Source organism: Vibrio sp. 704 (genome assembly GCF_033339295.1).
This window is the reverse complement of record NZ_JAWOUH010000033.1, coordinates 21,603-29,169: the sequence shown is the minus strand read 5'-3', so window position 1 is coordinate 29,169 and position 7,567 is coordinate 21,603. Positions and strand designations below refer to the sequence as shown.

Genomic DNA, 7,567 nt, shown 5'->3' with positions numbered 1-7,567 from the left:
GATTACTCCTGCTCTTACTGGTTGCACCATTAGTTTGGTACAACGGTGCTAGAAGGGAAGTGCGTCCATCACATCAATGCCGTACTGAGGTGAAGTTGAAGTGTGCATCATGAATGCTTCGTTGAAAGATTCTTTATCAAAGTCACCTTTCACGTGAATCATTGAAGCTTGTGAGAACGCTGCCAACAGTTTGTGTGTTGATTGTGTTTCGTAGAACACTTTGCCTGGCATCGCTTCACCACTCATACCACATTTACCTTCGTAAATTGGGTTGAAGTTAGTGTAAGGCACCCAAGCACTGTCGAAGTGGATGTGCTTACAATCTAGAGACTCTTTGATGAATTGCGTGTTGTACAGCAGGCCATCGTAAGTTGAGTTAGTCACTACTGCGTAACTTGGCGCTGTTGCACCTGGTGTTTTCGCCACTTTCTCTGCAATGACATCGCGGCTGAATTCACTTTGTGGAATACCACCAAGGATGCCGTATGCGTTACGAGTTGGGCGGAAGTAGATTGGTGTCACGTCGCTCATCATCATTAGGTGAGTCAGAGATTTGTGACAGTTACGGTCAATCAGTACTGTGCTGCCAGCAGGTGCTGAGTACATACCAACGATTTTGTTCGATGTAGACGTACCGTTCGTTACGATGTAAGAGCTGTCAGCATTGAATGTACGTGCAATGTATTCTTCTGCATCTTTATGTGGACCTGAGTGGTCTAGTAGAGAACCTAGCTCAGGCATTGAGATTGATACGTCCGCTTTGAATGTGTTTGGACCGTAAAAATCGTAGAAGATGCTACCAGCAGGGCTTTTCTGGAATGCAGTGCCGCCCATGTGACCTGGAGTACAGAAGGTGTACTTACCTTCTTCTACGTATTTGAATAGCGCTTTAGTGAATGGAGGCATAATGGCATCTTTGTATGCCTCAGTCGCTTGGTTGATTTTGATAGCGATGTCGTCAGCCATACCTAAAGCGTACTCGAAGAAGCTCACGTTTAGACGTAGGTCTGTTAGTGAAATGTCTAGAGTAGACTGTTCGTTAGCAAATGCGTGAACAGGCAGTTTTTCGTTGATTTGGCTGATACGTTCACATAGCTCTAGTGAGTATTTATCCCAGTCGAACAGCACACCGCAAATGCGTGGGTTCATCTCAATCATTTTGATCAAGTCTTTATCATCTACTGGGTAAACCACTTCGTAGCCCGCTTTCTCAAGAGCAGCGTGAAGTTGACGAACTGGCTCTTCTTTAAAGAACACACCCATGTGGTTCAAGATAGCGAATATATTCATTTGGACATCTCCAAGGCGAATGAGGGCGCTCTTTGCCATTTACAGGCAATGAGTAAGGTGAGCGCCGCGTGAATTTGGGTTTTATGGGCTGGCACCGTAGTGCCAGCGTTTTGGGGATTAGTTGCTTGCTTGGGCAGGCATGTCGTCAGCGTGCATTTTCACGTACTGAGCAAGACCTGCTTTTTTGCTGTAGAACATCAAGATAACTAGAGACACGATGAAGGTTGCTGTTAGCGTACCGCCCTCTGCACCTGCTAGTGCGATGAAGCAGAACAGACAAGCCACACCAGAGAACAGCATTACGAAGCCGTTGCGTGTTGTCATACCTTCGAAGCGAATCAAGTTAATGCTTGAGTAGAAGTAAGGCAGCATAGTTAGTAGAACTGCGTCAGTTGTTAGCTGGTTGAACAAGTCTGATGCGTGTGCTGTTTTAGAGCTGAAGAACATCAGTACAACCATCAGTGCAGTCATCTTGATTGACGCAAGGATTAGACCTTTCTTAGGCACACCGTTTTTGTCAGTTTCGCCGTAGATTTTAGGGAAGTTGCCGTCGTTTGCTGCGCGTTTACCCGCTTCACCTACTAGCATCATCCAAGAACCTAGCGAAGTGAAACATGCTAGCGCTGTGAATGCTGATACGAATGGTGCTGTCCAGCTACCGAATAGCTCAGTGGTTGCTAGTGCAAATGGTGCACCTGATGCCGCAACTTCTGACGCTGGGAACATGCCGCTGATCATTTGAGTTGATAGGATGTAAATCACACCTGCGATACCAGTACCCAACATAGTTGCTAGTGGTACGGTACGTTTAGGGTTTTCTACCATACCAGTCGATACCGCTGCTGATTCCACACCTACGAATGACCATAGACAGATAAGAACCGCTGTTACTACCGCGTGGCTGTCAGTGCCTGCTGATACGTTCCAGTTTTGGCTGTAAAGCGCAGTATCGAAGTGCGTCCAACCAAATGCAGCTGTACCAACAACTGGGATAAGGATAAGAACTAGACCAAGCGTACATAGACGGCTTACCCAGCTACCACCAAGTAGGTTGACGAAAGTGAAGATCCATACCGATGCAATCGTCGCAATACCTGCTGGGATTGGGTTATTAAGCACAGGGAAGAATACTGAAAGGTAAGAAACACCTGTAATGGCAATAGCCAGGTTACCAATCCAGTTCGCGTGGTAATAAAGAACGCCCGTTTGGAAACCAAATACCGGAGACACTTCGCCAGCATAAGCGATAGGACCACCTTCTTGTGGGTTTTTGGTTGCCAGACGAGCGTAAACGAACGCTAGACTCAGTGCACCGACCAAACAGATCAGCCAACTAAAGATTGAAACAGAGCCTACAGAGGCAAGACTAGAAGGTAATAGTGCAATACCACTACCCATCATGTTACCGGCTACGACACCCGTACAGGCAATAAGGCCGATTTTTTTCGCATTCGATGACATAACATCTCCAAATCTATTCTACTCGAGTCAACATGACTCAAACTGAATGGTTATTAGCGAGATGCTATGAGGAAGAACCTGCTCGACCTCGCTAAATTTCGAAGTGAAGACTACGCCCAAAAACCGGGAAAAAAATAAACTTGGGGTTATCAATAAAATGATTAGTTCATCAACATCAAGTTGAGATAAACATGATAAACACAAAAACATAAAACTATATTATTCATACAGTTACAAGAAAAACATCAAACCTTCTACCGATAGATAAACTCTCATCAACTCGTTGGTCATCGCGATAAAAGTTATCAACCTCTATCAACTTCCCCATCCCGAAGGGTGAATTCCCTGAAGTGTTGATTCCATAAATCTCTCCCTGATCGCGCTTTTTGACCCACATCAATATTTATCTCGCCTGCAAGAAAGCATCAAAATCATTCTCGCCACATAACTCAGCCAGACACTTCATACAATCAATAGAGATAGAGATAGAGATAGAGATAGAGAAGCAAAGCGGGTATGCATTCCCGTTGCAAGCTTGCGTTGTTAGCTCCTTCGTAAGTCATTGCCCCACCGCCTCACCCTTTTCACTTTTCGACAGCGACAAAAAAGCCCCTCATCGAAATGAGGGGCTAGCATTAGACTGACGTTGAGTCCGAGAGAATTAAAGCATTCGAACGACAGAAGGGTGAACGGCGCGATACATGGCGTAATCAATCGCCTTCATGTTACTTGGGAAGACCAAGTTTTCGCACAGCAGGTACGTCTCAACCGACGTATCAATATAGAAAGCTTCACTGTAAGACTCACTGGCCAAATCCAGATCACCATCCAATTCGGCGTGCTTACCGCGAATCACATAGGAAAGCACTGAATCACGTAACCTCAATGCCTGTCCGAGATGCCGCTTGGCTAACGCCATGTCACCAATGATGGTTTCGTGCAGGGCTAAAGCTTCATAAATTCGCGGTTGAATTGGCCCCACCATCATTTTCACATTAGTCTCTAGTGCTTCCCTGAGCTGCTGCATTCGCCCTTTCTTCAACTCCTGTGAGAAATCAAGTGCCTTTTGTACATGGTAAGCAATCAACAACTCAGCTTGAACGTAAGCATTATCCGGCTCGATTTCTAAAATATTTTCCATCAAGTCGATACCTTGGCGGAATTGTTTAGTATCAGAGACATTAAGGTAATGGTTAGCCTGAACAAACAACTCCAACGCGTCGGGATTCATTGGCATTCCCGCCACCAGCATCGTAGATTTCAATTTGGCATCCGACACTTTCAGCACTTGCATCAAATCCAACGACGCTTGTTGAAGCACTGTCTTTAAATGACTACTGGTTAACGCGTATTGACGACTAAACAACACTTTTTCAGATGAGTTATTGCGATATTCCACCTCTAAAAAGCTGCCACCGTCGTTCTCACGAACTCTCACCACGACCGATTTACCAGGCACAATGCCAGAAGTAAACGACGCCTTCTTTAGCATAACTCGGTAATCACTGACTTGAGCAATGTCGGACATCAACTTTTGGGCGAATCCATCTGCCAAATCGTAGCTTAATCCTTCATTCGTAAAATTATCTTGAAACTTGAACTCAATCAGATGGGTATCGATGGCTTGGGTAATACGCACTTCCGATTGCTTGTAGGTAAACACGCCCATCACTACGACCAACATACTGATCCAGATGAAGTTCATAATTCCCAATCGCCAAGGACTGATTTTGTTTTTGCTCTGAGGTGCTTTTTTCTCTTTTGACATCTCGCAGACCGCGCGAGTTAGAGGACCGGCAGGAAAGGTAACGGCTGGTGCTATAGGTAGACAATCCTCTTCCGATTCTTCAACCGAAGGTGGGATCTCTTCATTTTGCCGACTTGTGACAAACTCTTCATGCGTCATAGCAACCACGTTCGCTACCAGCTTATAGCCACGCTTGGGCACCGTGATAACGTAGTTGGTATTTTCCTCTCGACCGTCACGTAGTAGCTTACGCAACTCAAAGATGGATTGAGTCACCACTTGATCGGTCACAATCGCTCCAGCCCAAACGTACTGAATCAATTCCTCGCGGTTGAACACCTCATTCGCATGCTCCGCTAAGAAGTGCAAAAGATTAATTAAGCGTGGCTCAACAGTAACTTCCCTATCTTGTCGATACAGCTTATTTTCATCAACGCTCAAAACCCAGTCATTGATTTGAAAATAGACTCCAACCATGTATGAAAACTCTCGTATCTACAGACAGCGTTACGCTAGGAATCAGACAATGGTCGATTCCTACAAGTAACTAAAGGCAAGATTATAGGTGGGAAAGCAGCGTGTACCTAGAAAAGCAAGTCGCCAAAAATGCAAACTTAAGTTAAGTGATGCAAGAATGAGACTACTCAAGTGCTGCGAGGATAGAGCAATGTGTGGCGTCATCGTCTGTATGACCACAACAAGCATCATTAATCTTCTTTAACGCTCGGCGAATTTTCGTCAGCTCGTTAATTTTCCCATCAATCAGCTCTAACTTAGCAGAAGTAATGGCTTTTACCTCTGCACAGCTGTGTTCTGTCGCTTCTAACTTAATTTCTAACAGGTCTTTAATTTCATCCAGACTCAAGCCAAGATCTTTACCTTTGAGGATAAAGTGCACCTGCTTTTGATTCTCTTCATCATACAAGCGGTAGCCTGATTCGCTTCGCCCTGCGGGTTTTATTAGCGCGTTTTTCTCGTAGAAACGCAATGTATCGGCAGTCACACCACAACGTTTTGCCAGTTCACCTATCTGAAACATAACTTTCCCTATTAACTATCTCGTTACTTTTAAAGCTAAAGAACGACTTTTTTGCAATTATTTTTGAGATGCCAAACGATTGCGCGAGCTTTTTTGTAATAAATTGGTTAGAATACGCGCCATCAAATGTGGAGACTGTTTTCTAATCAGAAAACACCCTGCAAAGGTCTTTACCAAAACTGGCCAATATTTTACCCCAAGAGGTAAAAACAAGTTCATTTTTGGCAAACATCTTTAACTCCGTGAATTTGAGGAAAATGGAAGCATGAATAACGCTCGTCCTATTCGCCGTGCGCTTATCAGCGTATCAGACAAAACAGGTATTGTTGAGTTTGCGCAAGCTCTTGCTGAGCGCGGTGTCGATATCCTATCTACTGGTGGTACAGCTCGCCTACTTGCCGAACAAGGCATCGCCGTAACCGAAGTCTCTGACTACACTGGTTTCCCAGAAATGATGGACGGCCGCGTTAAAACGCTTCACCCAAAAGTTCACGGTGGTGTGCTTGGTCGTCGTGGCCAAGATGATGACGTGATGGAAAAGCACGGCATCAACCCTATCGATATGGTTGTCGTAAACCTATACCCATTCGCAGAAACCGTTGCCAAAGAAGGCTGTACACTAGCCGACGCTGTTGAAAACATCGATATCGGCGGCCCAACAATGGTTCGTTCTGCAGCGAAAAACCACAAAGACGTGACTATCGTTGTTAACGCAGGTGATTACGGCCGCGTAATTGCAGAGATGGACGCAAACGAGAAGTCTCTAACACTAGAAACTCGTTTCGACCTAGCTATCGCAGCATTCGAGCACACAGCATCTTACGATGGCATGATCGCAAACTACTTCGGCACTATGGTTCCATCTTATGGTGAGAACAAAGACGGTGATGAAGAGAGCAAATTCCCTCGTACGTTCAACCAACAGTTCGAGAAGAAGCAAGACATGCGCTACGGTGAGAACAGCCACCAAGCAGCCGCGTTCTACGTTGAAGCAAACCCACAAGAAGCATCTGTTTCTACTGCTCGCCAAATCCAAGGTAAAGCCCTTTCTTACAACAACATCGCAGACACGGACGCCGCACTTGAGTGTGTGAAAGAGTTCAACGAGCCAGCATGTGTAATCGTAAAACACGCAAACCCATGCGGTGTTGCTCTAGGTAAAGACATCCTAGAAGCGTACAACCGTGCTTACCAAACTGACCCAACATCTGCATTCGGCGGCATCATTGCATTCAACCAAGAGCTAGACGCAGCAACAGCAACCGCTATTGTTGAGCGTCAATTCGTTGAAGTGATCATCGCACCTTCTGTTTCTGCTGAAGCGATTGAAGTGGTTGCAGCGAAGAAGAACGTGCGTCTACTTGAGTGTGGCGAATGGACAACTAAGACAACTGGCTTTGACGTGAAACGCGTGAATGGCGGTCTACTGGTTCAAGACCGTGACCAAGGCATGGTAAGCCTAGACGACCTAAAAGTGGTTTCTAAGCGCCAGCCAACAGAAGAAGAGCTGAAAGATGCACTGTTTTGCTGGAAAGTAGCGAAATACGTGAAATCTAACGCGATCGTTTACTCGAAAGGCGACATGACTATCGGTGTAGGCGCAGGCCAAATGAGCCGCGTTTACTCTGCGAAAATCGCAGGCATCAAAGCTGCAGACGAAGGTCTACAGGTTGAAGGTTGTGTAATGGCATCAGATGCATTCTTCCCATTCCGTGACGGTATCGACGCGGCTGCAGAAGCAGGCATCAAGTGTGTTATCCAACCAGGCGGTTCTATGCGTGATGACGAAGTTATTGCAGCGGCAGACGAACACGGCATGGCGATGATCTTTACCGGTATGCGTCACTTCCGCCACTAATCCTCTCGTCTTCACTGGGACGATAACTGCGTTGACGGCGTTCACTTATCCTAATCACATAGCATACTATGCTCATAGGAATAAGTTCACTTGTCGCCTTGTCCTCGTCCCATTGAATTAGAGAGGCCATACTCAGGTCTTTGCGAAATATCTGAGTTTGAGCAAACGGTAT

At 45.7% G+C, this 7,567-nt stretch carries 4 protein-coding genes and 1 pseudogene; 1 reads left to right on the top strand and 4 read right to left on the bottom strand.

Annotated elements, in window-relative coordinates; genetic code table 11:
* Positions 1 to 75: 75 nt before the first annotated feature.
* The 4 genes and pseudogenes from R7R24_RS23700 to zntR form a co-directional block, all read right to left on the bottom strand.
* Positions 76 to 1,290, bottom strand: a pseudogene (locus R7R24_RS23700) (Orn/Lys/Arg decarboxylase N-terminal domain-containing protein); the annotation flags it as partial.
* Between the two features lie 117 nt (positions 1,291 to 1,407).
* The gene (gene cadB / locus R7R24_RS23695) at positions 1,408 to 2,751 is read right to left on the bottom strand and encodes a cadaverine/lysine antiporter (protein WP_005434864.1); all 1,344 of its coding nucleotides are present in this window, start codon (positions 2,749 to 2,751) and stop codon (positions 1,408 to 1,410) included.
* A 661-nt stretch (positions 2,752 to 3,412) separates the two neighbouring features.
* Positions 3,413 to 4,975 (bottom strand): lysine decarboxylation/transport transcriptional activator CadC, encoded by a 1,563-nt coding sequence (gene cadC / locus R7R24_RS23690; RefSeq protein WP_191116244.1) that lies wholly within the window; start codon positions 4,973 to 4,975, stop codon positions 3,413 to 3,415.
* Positions 4,976 to 5,138: 163 nt separating this feature from the next.
* Positions 5,139 to 5,537, bottom strand: coding sequence for a Zn(2+)-responsive transcriptional regulator (gene zntR, locus R7R24_RS23685; protein WP_005382529.1), 399 nt, complete (start codon positions 5,535 to 5,537; stop codon positions 5,139 to 5,141).
* Between the two features lie 265 nt (positions 5,538 to 5,802).
* On the opposite strand from zntR, the gene purH reads away from it, so the two are divergent.
* Positions 5,803 to 7,395, top strand: a complete 1,593-nt coding sequence (gene purH, locus R7R24_RS23680) for a bifunctional phosphoribosylaminoimidazolecarboxamide formyltransferase/IMP cyclohydrolase (RefSeq protein WP_182017072.1) — start codon at positions 5,803 to 5,805, stop codon at positions 7,393 to 7,395.
* The last annotated feature ends 172 nt before the right edge of the window (positions 7,396 to 7,567 follow it).